The 18,662-nt window shown below is 74.1% G+C and carries 15 protein-coding genes; 9 read left to right on the top strand and 6 right to left on the bottom strand.

Going from position 1 to position 18,662, the window contains the following annotated elements; translation table 11 throughout:
* The first annotated feature begins 162 nt into the window (after positions 1-162).
* Entirely contained in the window at positions 163-894 is a 732-nt protein-coding gene (locus ACH9EU_RS17960) for an ANTAR domain-containing protein (RefSeq protein WP_396415272.1), read from the top strand.
* A 12-nt stretch (positions 895-906) separates the two neighbouring features.
* Here ACH9EU_RS17960 and ACH9EU_RS17955 read toward each other — a convergent pair whose 3' ends face one another.
* On the bottom strand, positions 907-1,758 hold the full coding sequence (locus ACH9EU_RS17955; protein WP_396415271.1) for a uroporphyrinogen-III synthase: 852 nt from the start codon (positions 1,756-1,758) through the stop codon (positions 907-909).
* Positions 1,748-2,770: a uroporphyrinogen-III C-methyltransferase gene (cobA, locus tag ACH9EU_RS17950; protein ID WP_396415270.1), complete on the bottom strand. Its 1,023-nt coding sequence runs from the start codon at positions 2,768-2,770 to the stop codon at positions 1,748-1,750. The genes ACH9EU_RS17955 and cobA overlap by 11 nt, the downstream gene beginning before the upstream one ends.
* Before the next feature lie 177 nt (positions 2,771-2,947).
* On the opposite strand from cobA, the gene ACH9EU_RS17945 reads away from it, so the two are divergent.
* From ACH9EU_RS17945 to ACH9EU_RS17930, 4 genes are all read left to right on the top strand, one after another.
* Positions 2,948-3,670 (top strand): CbiX/SirB N-terminal domain-containing protein, encoded by a 723-nt coding sequence (locus tag ACH9EU_RS17945; protein ID WP_396415269.1) that lies wholly within the window; start codon positions 2,948-2,950, stop codon positions 3,668-3,670.
* A 656-nt stretch (positions 3,671-4,326) separates the two neighbouring features.
* Positions 4,327-5,739: an MFS transporter gene (locus ACH9EU_RS17940; RefSeq protein ID WP_396415268.1), complete on the top strand. Its 1,413-nt coding sequence runs from the start codon at positions 4,327-4,329 to the stop codon at positions 5,737-5,739.
* Between the two features lie 42 nt (positions 5,740-5,781).
* On the top strand, positions 5,782-7,935 hold the full coding sequence (locus ACH9EU_RS17935) for a molybdopterin-dependent oxidoreductase (RefSeq protein ID WP_396415267.1): 2,154 nt from the start codon (positions 5,782-5,784) through the stop codon (positions 7,933-7,935).
* Complete coding sequence (locus ACH9EU_RS17930) at positions 7,932-9,533, top strand: FAD-dependent oxidoreductase (RefSeq protein WP_396415266.1); 1,602 nt, start codon at positions 7,932-7,934, stop codon at positions 9,531-9,533. The genes ACH9EU_RS17935 and ACH9EU_RS17930 overlap by 4 nt, the downstream gene beginning before the upstream one ends.
* Before the next feature lie 169 nt (positions 9,534-9,702).
* Here ACH9EU_RS17930 and ACH9EU_RS17925 read toward each other — a convergent pair whose 3' ends face one another.
* Positions 9,703-10,818 carry a uroporphyrinogen-III synthase gene (locus ACH9EU_RS17925; protein ID WP_396415265.1) on the bottom strand — a complete coding sequence of 372 codons (1,116 nt, stop codon included), beginning with the start codon at positions 10,816-10,818 and terminating at the stop codon, positions 9,703-9,705.
* A gap of 112 nt (positions 10,819-10,930) precedes the next feature.
* Complete coding sequence (nirB, locus tag ACH9EU_RS17920; protein ID WP_396415264.1) at positions 10,931-13,549, bottom strand: nitrite reductase large subunit NirB; 2,619 nt, start codon at positions 13,547-13,549, stop codon at positions 10,931-10,933.
* Between the two features lie 252 nt (positions 13,550-13,801).
* On the opposite strand from nirB, the gene nirD reads away from it, so the two are divergent.
* Entirely contained in the window at positions 13,802-14,170 is a 369-nt protein-coding gene (nirD, locus tag ACH9EU_RS17915) for a nitrite reductase small subunit NirD (RefSeq protein WP_396415263.1), read from the top strand.
* Positions 14,171-14,227: 57 nt separating this feature from the next.
* The gene (locus ACH9EU_RS17910; RefSeq protein WP_396415262.1) at positions 14,228-15,274 is read left to right on the top strand and encodes a hypothetical protein; all 1,047 of its coding nucleotides are present in this window, start codon (positions 14,228-14,230) and stop codon (positions 15,272-15,274) included.
* A gap of 114 nt (positions 15,275-15,388) precedes the next feature.
* Here the strand turns inward: ACH9EU_RS17910 and ACH9EU_RS17905 are convergent, their stop codons facing one another.
* Both ACH9EU_RS17905 and ACH9EU_RS17900 read right to left on the bottom strand, forming a co-directional pair.
* Positions 15,389-16,939, bottom strand: a complete 1,551-nt coding sequence (locus tag ACH9EU_RS17905) for an amino acid carrier protein (protein WP_396415261.1) — start codon at positions 16,937-16,939, stop codon at positions 15,389-15,391.
* Between the two features lie 183 nt (positions 16,940-17,122).
* Positions 17,123-17,314 (bottom strand): hypothetical protein, encoded by a 192-nt coding sequence (locus tag ACH9EU_RS17900; protein ID WP_396415260.1) that lies wholly within the window; start codon positions 17,312-17,314, stop codon positions 17,123-17,125.
* A 132-nt stretch (positions 17,315-17,446) separates the two neighbouring features.
* Between ACH9EU_RS17900 and ACH9EU_RS17895 the strand changes: the two genes are divergently transcribed.
* Together ACH9EU_RS17895 and ACH9EU_RS17890 are read left to right on the top strand one after the other, a co-directional pair.
* A complete protein-coding gene (locus ACH9EU_RS17895; protein WP_396415259.1) occupies positions 17,447-17,872 on the top strand; it encodes an AsnC family transcriptional regulator in 426 nt (141 codons plus the stop codon).
* A gap of 156 nt (positions 17,873-18,028) precedes the next feature.
* Positions 18,029-18,508: a universal stress protein gene (locus ACH9EU_RS17890; RefSeq protein WP_396415258.1), complete on the top strand. Its 480-nt coding sequence runs from the start codon at positions 18,029-18,031 to the stop codon at positions 18,506-18,508.
* The last annotated feature ends 154 nt before the right edge of the window (positions 18,509-18,662 follow it).

The following is an 18,662-nucleotide window of genomic DNA, read 5'->3' as shown; positions in this document are numbered from 1 at the left end:
GGGCCTGCGCGCCCCCGCGGGCCCGCTCGCCCAGCCCCTGCGCGGGCCCTGCAGAGCCGGGCCCGCCGCGGTGCACCCGGCGTACCCTGGAGGAGCCGGCGCTTCCACGTGTCGGCCCCGGACCGCGCACGGTGGACCGGACGCGCGACGGACGGACTCCCCATGACGGCCCACCCCGGCAGCACCGCCGCCGACGAGCTGCAGGACCTGCTCCTGACCAGCGCCGACCTCACCGGCTTCCTGCAGGACTTCACCCGCAGCACGGCCGCCCGGCTCGTCCAGGACGGCGACGAGATGTGGTGCACGGTCACCCTGCTGCGGGACCGCAGGCCCGCGACCGTCGCCTCCTCGGCCCGCCGCGCCGCGGCCCTCGACGAGGTCCAGTACCGCTTCTCGGAGGGGCCGTGCCTCACCGCCGCGCGCGAGCACGTGGTCGTCAGCATCCCCGACGTGCTCGAGGACCCGAGGTGGCCCGGCTACGGGCGGATCGCGGCGCAGGAGGGCGTCCGCTCCGTGCTCGCGGTGCCGTTCGACCTCGGTGGCGACGGGTGTGCGGCCCTCAACCTGTACGCCCCCCGCGCGCACGCCCACGACGAGGACGCCGTCGCGGCCGTGTGCCGCGAGGTGCTCGTGGCCTCCCGCGCCCTGCGCCTGGCGGTCCGGGTCTCACGGCACCGCGAGGCGGAGACGGACCTGGCCGCCGCGATGGCCTCGCGCACCGTCATCGATCTGGCGGTCGGCATCGTCATGGGCCAGAACCGCTGCACCCAGGAGGAGGCCTTCGCCGTGCTGAAGGCCGCCTCGAGCCACCGCAATGTCAAGCTGCGCCGGCTCGCCGCGGACCTCGTGGCCACCGTGGGCGAGGGCCGGCCCGCGACCCACGTCGAGGCCTGAGGACGTCGCGGGCTACCGCCGCTCCTCCGCCGCACCCCGGTCGGCCAGGGCGTCCGTGAGCTGCTTGAGCATGGCGCCCATCCGGAACCGCTCGGGCACGAGCGGCTCCAGCCCGAGCTCCTCGAGCGGCGCGGCGGTGACGGGCCCGACGGTCGCGGCGAGCATGCCGTGCCGGAACGCGTCCAGCAGCTGCTCGTGCAGGCCGATCTCCTCCGCCGTGCTGAACAGGGCGTCCACGGCCGGGGCGGCGGTGAACGTCACGGCGTCCACCCGCCCGGCCGCGGCCTCGCGCACCAGCACCGGCACCTGCCCGGCGTCGTCGGCGGGGGCCCACCGGTAGGGCGTCACGGTCAGCACGCGGGCGCCGGCGTCGGTGAGCCGCCGACGCTGCGCCGCGTCCGCGATCCCGTGCAGCTGCAGGCCGACCGTGCGCCCGGAGAGGTCGCCGTCGTGCTCGGCGAGCACGAGGTCCACGAGCCCCTGCGTGGTCTCGTCCGCCGACATCCCGGCGTCCTCGAGCCCCAGCCCGCGCACCGCGCCCCGGCCCTTGGGCCCGCGCACGTACACGGAGGCCTCGCGCAGGCACACGAGCAGGTCGGCGTCGAAGCCCTGGGCCTCGGCGGCCTCGTGCCAGCGGCGCAAGCCGTAGCCGGTGGTCAGCAGGACGAGGTCGGGACGGGCCTCGAACATGGCACGGGAGGCCGCGGCCAGGCCGGAGTCCTCGTCGACGGGCTCCACGCGCAGGGCGGGGGCGTGGATCACCCGCGCCCCGCGGCGCTCGAGGGCCGAGATCTGGTCCTCGGCGCGGCGGTGGGCCGTGACGCCGATGACGCGGCCGGCCAGCGGCAGGTTCTCAGCAGCCATGAGCCGTCACCTCCGCCAGGAACGCGTCCCGCTCCGCGGTCGCCAGGCGCACGACCGGGCCGACGACGACGACGGCGGGCGAGCCGCAGCCGGCCGCCGCGCAGTCCTCCACTGCGCGTGCGAGCGTGCTGACCGTAGAGCGCTGCCGCTGGGTGAATCCGCGTTCCACGACCGCGAGCGGGGTCGCAGGGTCCGCTCCGGCGCGCACGAGCCCGGCCACGAGGTGGGGGAGGTTGGCGACGCCCATGAGCACCACCAGGGTCCCGCCGGCGGCGCCCAGCCCCGCGAAGTGCGCGAGCTCGGCCTCGGAGAACGGCACGTGGCCGGAGGCGACGGTGAACATGCGGCTCACGTCCCGGAACGTCACGGGGATCCCGGCCGCCCCCGGCACGGAGACCGCGCTGGTGATGCCCGGCACGACGTCCACGGGGATGCCGTGGGCCGCGCACGCGGCGAGCTCCTCGGCGCCGCGGCCGAAGACGTAGGGGTCCCCGCCCTTGAGCCGGACCACGGCCCGGCCGGCGAGGGCGTGCTCGACCATGAGCTCCTGGATCCGCGACTGCGGCACCGGGTGGTGGCCCGGGGTCTTGCCCACGGGCACGACCTCGGCGCCGGGTGCCACCAGGTCCACGGCACCGGACGGGGCCAGCCGGTCCACGAAGACCACGTCCGCGTCCTGCAGGGCCTGCACGGCGCGCACGGTCAGCAGGTCGTCCGCACCGGGGCCGCCGCCCACGAGGGTGACCCGCCCGCCGGGCCGGGCGGCCGGTTCCTGGACGACCGGCACCCTGGCGCCGGCCCGGTCGAGGGCGTCGCGCCAGCGCCGCAGCGCCGTGCCGACGATCACGGCGAGGGCGACGCCCTCGAGGGCGGCGGGGCCGAGCTCGGCCGGGTCGGCGACGGCACGGACCTCGGCTCCTGCGGCGGTGTACCGGTGGTGGGCACGCCGGGCGTCGGCCGGGTCGCCGAGGACGAGCACCGGGACGTCGGTGAGGTCGGCGGTCAGGAGCATGCGGTCCTCCACAGGGGGGCTGGCGGGGTCGGGGACACCGCGGGGTGTCAGTGGTTCCCCTCCAAGGGTGCGACATCCGTGTTACGGCACCGTTGCACGGTGACGTCACATGACAGTCTCTCACCCCTGGCCCGCCCCGCGCCGACCATCCGGACGCACGATCGTAGGCTGTCGGGCATGACCGGAACCGAGAACCCCGTCCTGCTCGCCTGCGCCCACGGCACCCGCTCCCCGGCGGGCCGCACCGCCGTGCAACGTCTCGTGGACGCCGTCGCCGCCCGCCTGCCCGGCGTCGAGGTGGTTCCCACGTGGGTGGACGTCCAGACGCCCGACCTCGCCGAGCGCACGGAGGAGTACGCCGGGCGTCCGGCCGTGGTCGTGCCGCTGCTGCTCTCCGCGGGCTATCACGTCTACGTGGACGTGGCCGAGGCCGTGGCCGCCGACGAGCAGCACCGTGTCTCGGGCGCCCTCGGACCCGACCGGGCGCTGGCCCGCCTGCTCGCCCGGCGGGTGCACGAGGCCTGTGAGCGGGCCGGGGCGCCGCTGGGGGAGCGCGACGCCGTGGTCCTCGCCACCGCCGGCTCCTCCGACCGCCGCGCCGTGGTCGACTGCGCCGCGATGGCCGAGCTGCTCGGCGAGGAGCTCGGCCGGCCCGTGACCGTGTCCTACCTGGCGGCCGCGCGTCCCCGCGTGGCCGAGGCCGTCTCCGCCGCCCGTGGGTCCCTCGCCGAGGGCGGCCGCGTCGTCGTCGCCAACTACCTGCTGGCGCCGGGGTTCTTCCTGGACCAGTCCCACGGGGCGGGCGCCGACGTCGACGCCGAGCCCCTGGCCGTGCCGGAGGGGGACGTTCCCGCCGAGCTCGTGGACGTGGTGGTCTCCCGCTACCGCTCCGTGGCCTGACCGCCGGGCCCTCGTGCCGGTCCGTGCACGGCGCCCCCGCTCCGCGAGTCAGGCCTGCCGCTGCCGCTCGGTGGCCTGACCGCCGGGCCCTCGTGCCGGTCCGTGCGCGGCGCCCCCGCTGAGCGAGTCAGGTCTGCCGCTCCGTGACCGCTGGTCCGGGTCGTCCGGCTTCGGGCCTCCGTTGCCCTCCGCGGTCCGCTGCCGCCCGTGTGCTGCCCGGCCGTGTGCTGCCCGGCCGTGTGCTGCCGGCCGACCTCCCAAACCGGTCGCAGTTCCCCAAGCGGCGGTTTGGGGAACTGCGAGCGGCCTGGGGAGTCGACGCCGGCGGGCGCGCGGGCGTGGGGCGTCGGCGTGCAGAGGGAACGAGATCGTGGGGGGTCGGCGGGGGCCGGTGCGGGGCCGTGGGGGCTCGGCGGGGGCCGGTGCGGGGCCGGGGGGACTCGGCGGGAGAAGTGACAAGGGTCGCACGGCGCACGGAGGCGCCGGCCCGGGTCATGAAGGTTGCCGTTTCCTCACACGCCGCGGACGGGCCTGTGAGTGAAAGTGCACCGAGCCGTTACGCCTGCCGTCCGGTGCGGAAACACGCGGTTCCTAGCGTGAGGGCAACGCACGCCGACGCCGCCGTGCTCCGCCCCGTCACCTGCAGGAGGTCCTCCGTGAGCCACGAGCTGCATCCCGACCCGTCGACCACGGCGTCCCCGACGCCCACGGCCCCGCCGCCGCTCGCGCTGCGCGAGCGGCCCGGCCGCTGGCTGGACGGCTACCGCCCGGAGGATCCCGACTTCTGGGAGAGCACCGGCCGGCCGATCGCCCGCACCAACCTCAAGTGGTCCATCTTCGCCGAGTTCCTGGGCTTCGCGGTCTGGCAGCTGTGGGCCATCACGGTGATCTACCTGCCGCAGGCGGGCTTCGACTTCAGCACCTCCCAGATCTTCTGGCTGCTCTCCATCCCGTCGCTCGTCGGCGCCACGCTGCGCATCCCGTACACCTTCATGGTCGGCCGCTTCGGGGGCCGGAACTGGACGATCGTCTCGGCGCTGCTCCTGCTGGTCCCCACCGTGGGGCTGGCGCTCGCGGTGTCCGACCCGGGCACCCCGTTCGGCCTCATGCTCCTGCTGGCGGCCACGGCGGGCTTCGGCGGCGGCAACTTCGCGTCCTCGATGGCCAACATCACGTACTTCTACCCGGTGCGGGAGAAGGGCTACGCCCTCGGGCTCAACGCGGCCGGCGGCAACGTCGGCACGGCGGTGGCCCAGCTGCTCGTCCCGATCGCCGTGACGGTCCTGGCCGCCGGTGCGCTGGACCTCCCGCTCGCAGGGTGGCTGTGGGTGCCGTTCATCCTCTTCGCCGCGTGGGGCGCCCGGAAGTACATGCACAACCTCTCCCACGCCAAGGGCGACGTCGCGGGGTCCCTGGCCACGGTCAAGGAGCCGCACTTCTGGATCATGTCCTTCCTCTACGTCGGCACCTTCGGGTCCTTCATCGGCTTCTCCTCCGTGTTCCCGAAGCTGATCGCGGACACCTTCCCGGAGTTCTCGTCCTTCAGCGTGGGCGCCGCGGCACTGTCGCTGGCGTTCATGGGTCCGCTGGTCGGCTCCGTCTCCCGCCCCTGGGGCGGGAGGCTCGCGGACCGCTTCGGCGGGGCCCCGATGACCGTCGCGGTCTTCGCCGTCATGGCGCTGCTCGCGCTGGCCGTGGTGATCACGCTGCCGCTGGCCAGCTTCTGGCTCTTCCTCGGCCTGTTCCTCCTGCTGTTCACCGCAGCGGGCATGGGCAACGGGTCGACGTACCGCATGATCCCCTCGATCTACCGGGTGCTGGGCCTGCGCCGGCAGGTGGACGTGGCCGTCTCCACCGAGCGCAAGGCCTCGGCGGCGCTGGGCCTGATCGGGGCGGTGGGAGCCTACGGCGGGTTCATGATTCCGCAGGCGCTCAACCTCTCGAACACGACCACGGGCGCCTACAGCTCGGCGTTCTACGGGTTCGTGGCCTTCTACGTGGTGGCGCTGGCCGTGACGTGGTTCTGCTACCTGCGCAAGGGCACCGAGATGGGCGACAGCCACATCTGAGCAGACCCGCCCCACCCCACGCTTCCGGAAGGAGCAGCACGAATGGCCCAGGTTGCGACCCACTGCCCCTACTGCGCCCTGCAGTGCGCCATGACCCTGGACACCGGGTCGGACACCGCCGCGGCGCAGGGATTCCCCGAGGTCGGGGGACGGGAGTTCCCCGTGAACCGGGGCGGCATGTGCCGGAAGGGGTGGACCTCCGCGGAGCTGCTCGCCGACCCGTCGCGGCTGACCGCGCCGCTGCTGCGCGGGCCGGACGGAGCCTTCCAGGAGGTCTCCTGGGACGTGGCGCTGGACCGGATGGCCGCGGAGTTCCTGGGAGCCCGGGAACGGTACGGCCGCGACGGGGTGGGGGTCTTCGGCGGCGGGTCGCTGACCAACGAGAAGGCCTACCAGCTGGGGAAGTTCGCGCGCGTGGCCCTGGGGACCTCCCGCATCGACTACAACGGCCGGTTCTGCATGTCCTCCGCCGCGGCGGCGGCCAACCGCTCCCTGGGCCTGGACCGCGGGCTGCCGTTCCCCGTGACCGATCTCGACGACGCCCACACCGTGCTGCTGTTGGGCACGAACCCGGCCGAGACGATGCCGCCCTTCGTCCAGCACCTCGACCACGCGAAGCGGCACGGGGGGCTGGTCGTGGTCGACCCCCGCCGCACCGCCACGGCGCGGATGACCGAGGACGGGGGTGGGCTCCACCTGCAGCCCACCCCCGGCTCGGACCTCGTCCTGCTCCTCGGCCTGGCCCACGTGGTCCTGCAGGAGGGACTGGCCGACCGGGACTACCTGGCCCGGCGCACGAGAGGCCTCGAGTCCTTCGCGCCGACCGTCAGCGCGTGGTGGCCGGAGCGGGTCGAGCAGGTCACGGGTGTGCCGGCCGAGCGGATCCGGCGTGCGGCACGGCTGCTCGCCCGCCGGCGGAGGGGCACGTACGTGCTCACCGGGCGGGGCGTCGAGCAGCACGTCGACGGCACCGACACCGCGACGGCGGCGATCAACCTGGCCCTGCTCCTGGGGCTGCCGGGCGTCGAGGGCTCCGGGTGGGGAACCCTGACCGGCCAGGGCAACGGACAGGGCGGACGCGAGCACGGCCAGAAGGCCGACCAGCTGCCCGGCTACCGCATGATCACGGACCCCGCCGCCCGGAAGCACGTGGCGGGCGTGTGGGGCGTGGACCCGGAGGACCTGCCCGGGCCGGGGGTGCCCGCGGTGGAGCTGCTGACCACCCTCGGCACCGAGCACGGGGTGCGCTGCCTGTGGGTCAACGGCTCCAACGTCGTGATCGGCGCCCCCGACTCCGACGCCGTGGTCCGGGGGCTGCAGGCCCTGGACTTCCTGGTGGTCTGCGATTTCTTCTTCTCCGAGACCGCGGAGTTCGCCGACCTCGTCCTGCCGGTCCTGCAGTGGGCCGAGGAGGAGGGCACCATGACCAACCTCGAGGGCCGGGTGCTGCGCCGCCGGCGCGCGGTCGACCCGCCCCCCGGGGCCCGGGACGAACTGTGGATCATGGCCGAGCTCGCCGGCCGGCTCGGGGCCCGCGGGACGTTCAGCCCCGACCCGCACGTGGTCTTCGAGGAGCTGCGCCGGGCCTCCGCCGGCGGGAAGGCCGACTACTCCGGGATCGGCTGGGCCGCCCTGGACGCCGGCGAGGCCTGCTACTGGCCGTTCCCCGCCGAGGGCTCGACGGGCACGCCGCGGGTCTTCCTCGACCGCTTCGCCCACCCGGACGGACGGGCCGTGCTCGTCCCCGTCCGGGAGCGCGCGGCGGGCCGGGCGGTGGACCCGAGTCCTCAGGCCCACCGCCGCGAGCCGCTGCACCGGCCCGGCACCCTGACCCTGATCACCGGCCGGTACCTGGAGCACTACCAGTCCGGCAACCAGACCCGCCGGGTCCGCTCGCTGCACGAGGCCAAGCCCGAGTCGATGATGCAGATCCACCCGGCCACCGCGGCGTCCCTCGGCATCCGGGACGGGGCCGCGGTGGAGCTGACCAGCGCCCGCAGCAGAGCGGTGGCGCTGGCCCTGCTCAGCTCCGACATCCGCCCGGACACCGTGTTCCTGCCCTTCCACTACGCCGGGAACCAGACCGCCAACAAGCTCGTGTCCTCGGCGGCCGTGGACCCCGTCTCGTCCATGCCCGAGTTCAAGGCCGGATCCGTGACCGTCCGGGCGATCGACCCCGAGGAGATGACCCGATGACCATGCACCGCCCCCACCGCTCGGTCGGGACCCCCCTGCAGCCCGGCGAGCACGTGGTCGTGATCGGCTACGGGCCCGTGGCGTCGCGCTTCGTCGACGACGTCGCCGATCTCGCCGCCGCCGGTGCCGTCCGGCTGACCGTGATCGGCGGCGAGGCGGAACCCGCCTACAACCGGGTGCTCGTGGGCGAGCACGCGATGGGCCGGACGGAGCGGGCGGCGATGGGGCTCTCGGACCCGGCGGCGCTCGCCGCCGCCGGGGTGGACGTGCTCCTCGGGACCGACGTGACCCGCGTCGACCGCTCGCGCCGGCGCCTGCGGCTCTCCGACCGCACCACGGGGGAGGAGCGGGACCTCGGCTACGACCGCCTGGTAATGGCCACGGGCGCCCGGCCCAACCTGCCCGTGCTGCGCGGGATCAACCCGGACCCGGCCGCCTACGCGCACCTCCCGGCGGGGGTCACCGCCCTGCGGGACCTCGACGACGCCCGGGTCGTGCGCGACGTCGTCGAGCGCCGTGGGCGCGTCGTCGTCCTCGGCGGCGGGGTGCTGGGGCTCGAGGCCGCGCTGGCGGCCGGCGAGGCCGGCTGCCCCGTGACGGTGGTCCACCACGCGCCCTGGGTGATGACCCGGTCGCTGGACGGCCCCGGGGGCGCGCTCGTGGGCCGGGCGCTCGAGGACGCCGGCGTCGGCGTCGTCTCAGGCGCCCAGGCCCGGGAGGTCCTCCTCGACGGGGACCGCCGCTTCCGCGGGCTGCTCCTCGAGGACGGCCGCGAGGTGCCCGGGGAGCTGCTGCTGCTGTCCATCGGCGTCACGGCGCGCACCGAGCTCGCCGAGGGCGCGGGGCTGCGCACGGGTCGCGGCGTCGTGGTCAACCACGAGCTCGAGGCGGACGTCGAGCAGCGCGTGTTCGCGGTCGGCGACTGCGCCGAGGTGCTGTGCAAGGACCCGTCCTGCCAGGTCTGCCCGGGCCGGGAGGGCCGGGGACCCTCCGGTCTCGTGGGCCCGGGCTGGCGACAGGCGGAGTGGCTCGCCTCCCGCTTCCGCGCCGAGCTCGAGGCCGTGGCCGGCGGGGGGACCACTGTGCTCGCACCGTTGACCGAGGGCCCCGCCGCGGCCGTGCGGCTCAAGGCGCACCAGCTCGAGCTGGCCTCCGCCGGGGAGGTCGGCGGCGTCCCGTGGGAGCCCCGGCCGGGTGGCGGGTCCGTGGTGCAGTGGGCCGACGGCGCCGCCGGCACCTACGCCAAGCTCGTGCTGGGCCCGGACCGCAGCCTCGAGGGCTACATCGTGCTGGGCCTGCCCCGCTCCGCGGCCGGGATCGGGCTGCTCCACGACCGCGGCGAGCCGGTGCCGGAGGACCCGAGCGTGCTGCTGCGCCTCGACGGCCCGGACGCGGAGGGCACCGAGAGCCGGCTGACCCCGGAGTCCACGGTCTGCCACTGCGCCGGCGTGTCGATGGGCCGGATCGCGGACGCCGTGGACGAGGGCGCCGCGACCGTCGAGGAGGTCGGCTGCGCCACCCGGGCCGGCACCGGGTGCGGCGGGTGCAGGTCGGCGGTGGCCCGGATCATCGAGGCGCACCGGGGCGTGGCCGTGTAGTCCGCCGCCTGCGCTCGCGTCTCCGGCCTGTCCTGGCCGAGCCCCCCGTGTGCTCGCAAGTCCCCACCCGCGACCTTGTGGGGGCTTGCGACGAGGTGGGGGACTGGGCGGGTGGTGGTGCGAGGGGTGGGGGGCCGGGGGCCGCGACCCGGGCGGATGACCGCGGGACTCAGACCTCCAGGCGGTAGCCGCGCTTGATCACGGTGGAGACGAGCGGAGCGGGCAGCGCCTTCCGCAGCCGGGAGATGACCATCTCGAGGGCGTGCTCCGTGTCCAGGCCCGGCACCGCGCACAGCAGCTGGGCGCGGGAGACCACGGCCCCGGGGGACTCCACGAGCGCCCGCAGCACGGCGACCTGCGCGTCCGACAGAGGGACGAAGACGTCCTCCAGGGCGGTGCCCGTGCTCATCAGCCGCAGGGTCCCCCAGCGGGTGGCCACGGTCAAGGTGCGCTCCTCCGCGAGGTGGGTGCACACGGTGCGCACGAGGGCGCCCAGCCGGAACCGCTCCGGCACCAGCGGCTCGACGCCGGCCTCCAGGAGCGGACCGGCGCACACCGGGCCCACCACGGCGGCCGTGACGTCCGTGCGCAGGGCCTCCACCAGCTCGTCGTAGCGGCCCAGCTCCTGGGCGGTGCTGAACAGGGAGTCCACCGCGGGGGCCGCCGTGAACGTCAGCACGTCGATACGGCGGTCGCACACGTCCCGGATGAGGCCGGGCAGGCGCTCGCCGTCGTCGGCGGAGAGCCAGCGGTAGGGGGCGACCGTGTCCACGTGCGCCCCGGCCGCCACGAGCCGCTGCAGCTGGATCTCGTCGGTCAGTCCGTGCAGCTGCACGGCCACGCGGGCGCCGGCCACGCCGTCGGCGAGCAGCCGGTCGACCACCGACGCGGTGCGTTCCTCCGCCGGGACCTCCGCGTCCTCGAGCTCGAACGCGAGCACCTGGCCCCGAGCCTTGGCCCCACGGGCGATGACGCGCGCGGCGCGGAACGCGTCGCGCAGGTCCTCGCCGAGACCGGCCGCGTCGGCCGCCTCGAACCACCGGCGCAGCCCGTAGGCGGTGGTGACGACGACGACCTCGGGGCGGTGGGCCAGCAGGGCGCGGGTGTCCTCGACGACGCGGGTGTCCTCCTCGGCGGGCGAGATCATCAGGGCGGGCGCGTGCACCACCTGCGCGCCGCGGCGCTCCAGGGCGGCGATGAAGTCGCCGGCGCGGCGGTGGGCGGTCACGCCCACCCGGAAGCCGGTCAGCTCGCCGATCTCGGGCGCGGGTTGTTCGAGGGTCATGGATCGAGGCTATGGCCGCCGTGTGACCGGCGTGTTTCCCGGTGTTTCCGGCACCTCACAATGTTCCCGGGGCCGCCGGCACGCGGCGTTCCGGCGGCGCGGAGCGGCCGCCTCACACCCCGGCGGGGGAGGCGCCCTCGCGCAGGGGGATGCGCGGCCCGGTCAGCAGCACGGGGCCGTCGCCGGCCTCGGCGGCCGCGCGCTCCTCGTCGGTCGCCGGGCGGCGCTGGCCCCGCTCGATCACGTAGTCCGCGGAGTCGTCCGGGGCTGCGTCGTTGACGAAGGAGCGGAAGCGGCGCAGCCGCTCCGGGTCCTTGAGCGTCGCGGCCCACTCGTCCTCGTAGCGGTCGACGTGGCGGGCCATGGCCTGTTCCAGCTCCTCGCCGATGCCCAGGGAGTCCTCGACGACGACGGCGCGCACGTGGTCGATCCCGCCGTCGAGCTCCTCCTGCCACCGGGCGGTGCGCTGCATCCGGTCCGCGGTGCGGATGTAGTACATGAGGTACCGGTCGATGTAGCGGACGAGGGTCTCGTCGTCCAGGCCCTGGGCCAGCAGCTCGGCGTGGGCCGGCGTGGCGCCCCCGTTGCCGCCCGTGTAGAGGTTCCAGCCGTCGGTGGTCGAGATGACGCCCACGTCCTTGCCGCGGGCCTCGGCGCACTCGCGGGCACAGCCGGAGACGCCCATCTTGAACTTGTGGGGGGAGCGCAGGCCCCGGTAGCGCAGCTCCAGCCGGATCGCCATGCCCACGGAGTCCTGGACGCCGTAGCGGCACCAGGTCGAGCCGACGCAGGACTTCACGTTGCGCAGGGCCTTGCCGTAGGCCTGCCCGGACTCGAAGCCCGCGTCCACGAGCTCCTTCCAGATCTCGGGCAGCTGCTCGAGGCGGGCGCCGAACATGTCCACGCGCAGGGCGCCGGTGATCTTGGTGTAGAGGCCGTACTTCTTGGCGACCTCGCCCAGCACGATGAGCTTGTCGGGGGTGATCTCCCCGGCCGGCACGCGCGGGACCACCGAGTACGTGCCGTCCTTCTGCATGTTGGCCAGGGCCCGGTCGTTCGTGTCCTGGAGGGCGCCGCGGCCGGAGTCCAGCACGTACTCGTCGCGCTGGGAGGCGAGGATGGAGGCGACGGCGGGCTTGCAGAGGTCGCAGCCCAGGCCGGTGCCGAAGCGCCCGACGACCTCGTCCCAGGAGGACAGGTCCAGGGCCCGGACGGCCTCGAACAGCTCGGCCCGGGACAGCTCGAAGTGCTCGCACAGGGCCGTCGAGACCTCGACGCCGGCCTTGGTGAGCTCCTGGTCGAGGGTCTTCTTGAGCATCGGGATGCAGGAGCCGCACTGGGTGCCGGCCCGCGAGCACGTCTTCAGCGCGCCGATCTCGTGGACGCCGCACGCGATCTGCTCGCGCACCGACCCGGTGGTCACGTTGTTGCAGGAGCACAGCACGGCGTCGTCGGGCAGGTCCCCGGCCGGGGCCTCCCCGCCGGAGGCCGAGAGGTAGGCACCCGGCTCGGCGGGCAGCTCCCGGCCCAGCAGCGGCCGCAGCCCGTTGTAGGGCTCGGCGTCGCCCACGAACACCCCGCCCAGCAGCGTCCTGGCGTCCTGCGTGACGACGATCTTCTGGTACAGCCCCCGGGCCGGGTCCGCGTAGACGACCTCGAGGCAGTCCTCGGTCTCCCCGTAGGCGTCGCCGAAGGAGGCGACGTCCACCCCGGAGAGCTTGAGCTTGGTCGCGGTGTCGAAGCCGTCGAACGTGGAGCGCCCGCCCGCCAGCCGGTCGGCCACGATCTCGGCCATGGTGTTGGCCGGCGCCACGAGGCCGATGCACTCCCCGTTCCAGGAGGCCACCTCGCCGATCGCCCACACGTGCTCGGCCGAGGTGCGGCACGCCTCGTCGATGACCACGCCGCCGCGGGGCGCGGTCGCGATCCCGGCGTTGTAGGCGAGGCGGTCGCGGGCCCGGATGCCGGTGGCCACGACCACCATGTCCGCCTCGAGGTCCGCGGAGTCCCGGAACTCGACCGAGCACACCTCCCCGTCGGCCTTGCGCAGCCCGATGCCGGCGGGGCGCTCGCCCAGGTGCAGGCGCACCCCGCGCGCCGAGATCAGGGCGTTCAGGGAGCGGCCGGCGCCCTCGTCCAGCTGGGCGTTCATGAGCCACTTGCGGGAGTGCACCACGGTCGCCTCGGCGCCGAGCTCCTGGAGGCCGCCCGCGGCCTCCAGGCCGAGCAGGCCGCCGCCGATCACCGCTCCGCGCGGGGTGCGGCCGTACAGGGCCCGCAGCCGTTCGACCTCGGCGCGCATGCCGGCGACGTCGTCGAGGGTGCGGAACACGAAGGCGTGGTGGGCGCCCGGGACGTCGAGGCGAGCGGCGTCGGAGCCGGTGGCCAGGACGAGCTCGTCGTAGTGGACCACGGAGCCGTCCGCACCCGTGACGGTGCGGGCGCCGGGGTCGATCTCGCGTGCCTCCACTCCCCGGCGGAGCTCGACGCGGGGGTCCTGCCACACGGTTCCGCCGCCGAGCGTGAGGTCGACCTCGCCCTCGGGCCCGGTCAGGGCCTTGGAGAGCTGGACCCGGTCGTAGGGCAGCCACGGCTCGTCGGCCAGGACGGTCAGGCGCACGTGGTGGTCGTCCGCCGAGAGCACGGCCTCCGCGAAGCGGTGCGCGGCCGGGCCGCCGCCCACGACGACGACGTGCTGGGGGTGCTGCGGGCTGAAGGGGGAGCGCGGCACGGGAACCTCCGGGAACTGGGGAGCGGCTGGGGCGTCGTGTCCGACTCTAGGCAGGGGGCATTGCTCCCGGATTGCCCCGCCGTTCCGGGGGCTTTTCGGTTCCCTCACCGGTGCTCCCGCCGGGTGTGAGCGAGCATTGACGGGAGCGAAACGGGGCCGCCGCCCGCGCGTTACCGGGCCCGCCTAACGTCGAGGACGACGTCGACGACCGGCCGGAGGTTCCCGGCCGGCCCGCAGCAGCAGGAGGCCCGCATGACAATCACCTTCCCGGAGTCCCTCACCCGCGCCCCGGAGACCGTCTGGTACGACGTGTGCGCGCTGACCGACCTCGAGCCCCTGTGGGGGGAGGCCGCCCGGATCGCCGGCCGGCAGATCGCCCTGTACCGCGTGGACGCCACGACGGTGCTCGCCGCCGACCACCGCGACCCGCGGACCGGCGCGCACGTCATGGCCCGGGGCATCCTGGGCTCCCGGGGCGAGGCGGTGACGGTGGCCTCGCCGCTGCACAAGGAGGTCTACGACCTCGCGACCGGCACGTGCCTGAGCGGCGACGGGCCCGCCCTCCCGGTGCACCCGGTGGAGCTGCGCGACGGGCGGGTCCACGTGGGTCTGCCCGGCTGACCGGCGCCGGCGGCCCCGTGCGGCGTTCTTCCAGGAGGTCGTCCGTAAGATGGCGGGGTGACCCGACAGATCCGCCTCCGTGACCGCCTGCTCCGGCGGCGGCGTCGGCACCACCGTCACCGCGGTGCCGTGCCCCGGCTGCGGCGGCGCACGCGGTGGCTCGTCACGGGTGCGCTGCTGCTCGTGCTGCTCCTGCTGGCGGTCGTGGCGGTGCTCGTCGGCAGGACCCCGGAGTCCCCGGTGACGGAGGCCCCGGAGACGGTCTCCTGCACGCGGTGGGGCCTCGACGGCGTCCGGGTGACGACCCGTGATCCCGGCCGCCCGGCCGACCGGGGCCTGTTCGGCAGGGACGCCTTCGGCCCCGGCGCGGAGACCACGGACCGGTTCGGCCTGGACTTCGAGCACGCCGGCGTCACCAGCGGCTACCACGTGCTCGCCGAGGGCCTGGACTGGTCGCGCCCGGTGGGTGTGGTCCTCCACCTGCACGGGGACGGCGCCTTCGAGTACGACAACCCCCAGTACAGCCTCTCGTGCATGGCGGAGGTCGCCCTCCGGCACAACATGCTGCTCGTGGTGCCGCGCACCCCGGACACCGACGGCGAGGCCACCTGGTGGGAGCACCGCGACCGCAACGCCGCCTGGTTCCGCGCCCTGATGGAGGAACGGGTGCTCGTGGACTACGACGTCGACCGTTCCCGCACCTGGCTGACCGGCTACTCGGGCGGTGCGCAGTTCATCAGCCAGGAGCTGCTCGCCGACCACGTCGACCTGCTTCCCGGTGGCGGGGCGGTCATGATGGCCGGCGGTGAGGCGCCCGAGCGTGCCTCCGCGGAACCGACCCGTTCGCAGCTGCGCGAGCTCAGGCTGCGCTGGGACGTGGGCACGGCCGACGACGGAGATGATCCGCGGGCCCGCTTCGACGCCCTCTCGGCGGCGCGCGCCGGTCACGCGTGGTACGAACGGCAGGGCTACGACCACGCCCGCATCCGCTACCGGGAAGGCGTCGACCACTTCCAGCTGCCGTACGCTCGCATCCTGGACCGCGTCCTGACCGCGGCCGAGGCGGACACCGACGAGGAGCCGGACGAGGTCGGCGCCGGGTAGGCGGCTCCCCGGGTGCGGTGCCGGACGCCGGTGCCGGGCCCACGACGACGCCGCCGCCCGGTCCTCGGACGGAGGACCGGGCGGCGTCGGCGGTCAGCGGTGCGGGGAGCGGGACTATCCCCGCCGGCGGGCGGACCGGCGGTCCTCCGGCTCGACGCCGAGCTTGTGCAGCTTGCCGCTCCTCCGGTCGGCCAGGTACTCCTTCATCTCCTTCTTGATCACGGGCAGCAGCATGTAGACGCCCAGGAGGTTGACGAACGCGCAGAGGAACAGGGCGGCGTCGGAGAAGGCGATGACCTCGCTGAACGTGAGCACGGTGCCGGCGACGGTGAAGAACAGGTAGAGACCACGGAAGATGTTGTCGCTGGTCCGGCTGCGGCCGAAGAGGAACTCCCACGCCTTGAGGCCGTAGTAGAACCAGGTGATGAGCGTGGAGAACGCGAACAGGACCACCGCGATGGCCAGGATGATCGGGAACCAGGGGATCACGGTGGCGAAGGCGTCCGAGGTGAGGATGACGCCGTCGGGGGCGCCCTCACCGGCCTGGACCTGGTCGATCCCGGCCTGGAGGCTCGGGGCCCCGGCGATGATGATCGCCAGTGCCGTCATGGTGCAGATGACCACGGTGTCCACGAGCGGTTCGAACAGGGCGACGAAGCCCTCGCTGACGGGGCGGCGGGTCTTGACGGCGGAGTGGGCGATCGGGGCCGAGCCGAGACCCGCCTCGTTGGAGAACGCGGCCCGCTGGAAGCCGACGATCATGACGCCCAGGACGCCGCCGGCCATGCCCTCGGGGGAGAAGGCGCCGTCGATGATCTGGCCGATCGCGCCAGGCACCTGGTTGAAGTTCACGAGGATCACGGTCAGGCAGGCGATGACGTAGACGACGCCCATGGCGGGCACGAGGCGGCTGGTGGTCGCGCCGATCGACTTCATGCCGCCGATGATGACCAGGCCGACCATGATCGCCAGGACGATGCCGAAGATCAGTGCCGCACCGGCGCTGCCCAGGAAGCCGTCGGCCCCGCCCGTGACGTTCTGGACCTGGGCGAAGGTCTGGTTGGCCTGGAACATGTTGCCGCCGGCCGCGCCGAAGAACAGGATCGCGACGGCGAAGATGCCGGTGAGGATCTTGGCGGGGATCCTGCCGAACTTGGCGAACGCCACGGGCAGGTACCGGAAGGGCCCGCCGCTGACGGTGCCGTCCTCGTGCACCTGCCGGTACTTCACGCCCAGGGTGCACTCGGCGAACTTGGTGGCCATGCCGAGCAGCCCCGCGCAGATCATCCAGAACGTGGCTCCGGGGCCGCCCAGGGCCATGGCGGCACCCACGCCGGCGATGTTGCCCAGGCCCACGGTCCCGGACAGCGCCGAGGTCAGCGCCTGGAAGTGGGGGACCTCGCCGGGGTCGTCCTTGGCGGAGAACTTCCCGCGCACGACGTCGAAGGAGACCCCGAGCCCGCGGAACTGGATGAACCCGAGGTAGATGGTGACGATGACACCGGCCGCGATCAACCACGCGACCACTGCCGGAAAACTGATCTCCCCGATGGTGATGGGGAAGAACACGATGGTCGAGAAGACTTCGGTGATGGGTGCGAAGGCCGCGTTGATCGCACGGTCGATCTCGGCGAGCCAGCCGACTTGCTCCGTCACCGGGGACATGGGTACCGCTTGAATGATCGCCATTCGCTAACTACACCGCGTGGGAGGCCCGTTGGCAACAGACACGCGTGTCGGCGGATGTGCGATCTTGCGGAAGCCGCGGCCCCTCGAGGTGGCGGGGGAGGCCCCGGCGCCGGAGCCGGGCCCGCGACGGGGCGCGGACGCCGATCCCGGGCGGGGGGCTCAGCGGCCGGCGCGCGGGGCGGCGGAGCCGGCCGTGAGGTGCTGCGGGGCGGTCATCGCGCAGACGCGCAGACCGCGGGCGAGGTCCTGCCCGAGCCGGCCGAGAACGCCGGAGGCGGGGCGGGCCGGGGCCGCCGCGCGGCCGATGGCGGTGAACAGGACGACGGGCAGACCGAAGATGAGGAAGGCCATGGAGAATCCACCTTTCGGGAGGAGGGAGAGGGGTGTCGGTGCTGTCAAGTGCTGACAACCGTTGACATCCAAAGTCTACCGGCTGGATAGTGAGTCATCGAATCCGAAACCATCCTCCGGAGGGACGAATCATTGCGTGTCGACGAGATCGACCAACACATCATTGCGGAGTTGGAGCTGGACAGTCGCCGGAGTTTCGCGGCCATCGGCCAGCGCGTGGGGCTCTCCGCGCCGGCGGTCAAGCGGCGGGTGGACGCCCTGCGCGAGAGCGGGGCGATCAAGCGTTTCACGGCCGAGATCGACCGGTCCGTGCGGGGCTGGAACATCGAGGCCTTCGTGGAGCTGCACTGTGACGGGGGCCTGTCGCCGTCGATGATGCGCACGATGGCAGCCGGGATCGCGGAGGTGACCGACGCCTACACGGTGACCGGGGAGGCGGACGGGATCTTCCTCATCCGTGCGCGCAACACCGCACACCTGGAGGAGGTCATGGTGCGCATCCGGGAGTGGAAGGGGGTGAACCACACGCGCAGCTCGGTCATCCTGTCGCATCTGTGAGCGTGGCGCTGCCGCCTCTGTGATACTGGACACGGCGATACTGGACACGGCGGACCCGGACCGGGCGACAACCGGTGCGGACGCGCCGGACGCAGCCGCACCCGGCCAACGGGACGCAGGGCACGGCACAGTGGTCACGAGAGCAGAGGAGACGTCATGGAGCACGGCACGGGAGGAACGATCGTCGTCGGGGTCGACGGCTCCGAGCAGTCCGTGGAGGCGCTGCGCTGGGCCGCGCGCCTGGCACCCGCCTACGACGCCCGGCTGAAGGTGGTCGGTGCGTGGGAGAACCCCCCGGAGTACGTGAACTTCGTCCACTTCAAGGACGACCACTTCGACGACCTGGCGCGCAAGCACGTGGACGAGTCGGTCCGGAAGGCCTTCGGGGACCGGGTCCCGGACGGGCTGAGCACGACCGTGGTCTTCGGCCATCCCTCCAAGGTGCTCGTGCGCGAGAGCGAGGACGCCGCGATGCTGGTGGTCGGTCGCCGCGGCCACGGCGGTTTCCAGGGGCTGCTCATGGGCTCGGTCAGCTCCGCGTGCGTGGCGCACGCCCACTGTCCCGTCCTCGTCATCCACGAGGCTCCGGGCGAGGAGCAGGCGGCGGCCACGGACGACGCCGGCCGGGAGGGCTGACGACGCCCCGCCGGGCCGGCCCGCTCCGGAGCGCCGGCCCGGCGGGGTAGGGTGACTGCGCACGCTCGTGTGCGCGAGCTCCGCTCCGCCACGGGACGGACGGTGTCACGGGGATCGGGGGATCCTCGTCCACGCCGTCGGCGGCGCGGATCCG

This window comes from Kocuria rhizosphaerae (assembly GCF_044462265.1).
Classification (GTDB): Bacteria; Actinomycetota; Actinomycetes; order Actinomycetales; family Micrococcaceae; genus Kocuria; species Kocuria rhizosphaerae.
The sequence above is the reverse complement of the archived record's forward strand: the minus strand, read 5'-3'. Positions and strand labels throughout refer to the sequence as shown.

Excerpts from the sequence above, each read along its gene's own strand:
- ACH9EU_RS17960 (WP_396415272.1), top strand. The coding sequence starts at position 163 with ATGACGGCCCACCCCGGCAGCACCGCCGCCGACGAGCTGCAGGACCTG.
- ACH9EU_RS17955 (WP_396415271.1), bottom strand. The coding sequence starts at position 1,758 with ATGGCTGCTGAGAACCTGCCGCTGGCCGGCCGCGTCATCGGCGTCACG.
- cobA (WP_396415270.1), bottom strand. The coding sequence starts at position 2,770 with ATGCTCCTGACCGCCGACCTCACCGACGTCCCGGTGCTCGTCCTCGGC.
- ACH9EU_RS17945 (WP_396415269.1), top strand. The coding sequence starts at position 2,948 with ATGACCGGAACCGAGAACCCCGTCCTGCTCGCCTGCGCCCACGGCACC.
- ACH9EU_RS17935 (WP_396415267.1), top strand. The coding sequence starts at position 5,782 with ATGGCCCAGGTTGCGACCCACTGCCCCTACTGCGCCCTGCAGTGCGCC.
- ACH9EU_RS17930 (WP_396415266.1), top strand. The coding sequence starts at position 7,932 with ATGACCATGCACCGCCCCCACCGCTCGGTCGGGACCCCCCTGCAGCCC.
- ACH9EU_RS17925 (WP_396415265.1), bottom strand. The coding sequence starts at position 10,818 with ATGACCCTCGAACAACCCGCGCCCGAGATCGGCGAGCTGACCGGCTTC.
- nirD (WP_396415263.1), top strand. The coding sequence starts at position 13,802 with ATGACAATCACCTTCCCGGAGTCCCTCACCCGCGCCCCGGAGACCGTC.
- ACH9EU_RS17905 (WP_396415261.1), bottom strand. The coding sequence starts at position 16,939 with ATGTCCCCGGTGACGGAGCAAGTCGGCTGGCTCGCCGAGATCGACCGT.
- ACH9EU_RS17900 (WP_396415260.1), bottom strand. The coding sequence starts at position 17,314 with ATGGCCTTCCTCATCTTCGGTCTGCCCGTCGTCCTGTTCACCGCCATC.
- ACH9EU_RS17890 (WP_396415258.1), top strand. The coding sequence starts at position 18,029 with ATGGAGCACGGCACGGGAGGAACGATCGTCGTCGGGGTCGACGGCTCC.